The organism is Protofrankia sp. Cr1 (assembly GCF_963555865.1).
Lineage (GTDB): Bacteria > Actinomycetota > Actinomycetes > Frankiales > Frankiaceae > Protofrankia.
In genome coordinates this window covers 1-632 of record NZ_CAUVXO010000552.1, presented here as the reverse complement: position 1 = coordinate 632, position 632 = coordinate 1, and the positions used below count along the sequence as shown (strand labels likewise).

Genomic DNA, 632 nt, shown 5'->3' with positions numbered 1-632 from the left:
CAGGCTGCGGTGCGCCGACGTTCATCTCGCACGGGGTGGTTTCCAGCTCGGGATGGTCCATAATCACACTGGTGCGACGGGCCCCGACACCCGAGCATGATGCGCACCCTTCGGAGGGCGACCGTGGAACATGACAAGCTGGACGGTCCGCTGACCACTGGAACCGCGCGCCGGAACGAGGTCAGGCGGGCACCGGAAACTCGTCCCACGCACGAAATCCTGCCGTCCCTGGCCGGCAACGCCGCGTTCGCCACGCTCGTCCACGACAGCCAGGCGACCGGTGCGTTCCGCGGAACACAGAACCCGACCGCCGCTGGCCGTTCGGCACTGTTCCGCAGCACCCTGCGCTCCCAGGGAGCCGGAGCGCTCGACCCGGAGATCGCCGATTCCATCCAGGTCCGCCGCGGTACAGGATCACCACTGTCCGAACCGGTACGCGCCGAGATGGAAGGCCACCTCGAAGCCGACCTGTCAGCGGTACGGGTCCACACCGACAGCACCGCCGCGACGTTGAACCGGGCCGTACAGGCCGAAGCATTCACCACCGGCACCGACGTCTTCTTCGCCCCAGGCCGATTCGACCCATCCTCCCCGACCGGCCGCGGCCTGCTCGCACACGAACTCACCCACGT

Annotated in this window: 1 protein-coding gene; it reads left to right on the top strand. The window is 68.2% G+C overall.

Features of this window, described 5'->3' with window-relative positions; translation table 11 throughout:
- Nucleotides 1–123: 123 nt before the first annotated feature.
- Nucleotides 124–632, top strand: a 509-nt coding sequence (locus U9980_RS25625; protein WP_322770275.1) for a DUF4157 domain-containing protein, incomplete at its 3' end; no start/stop codon positions are given.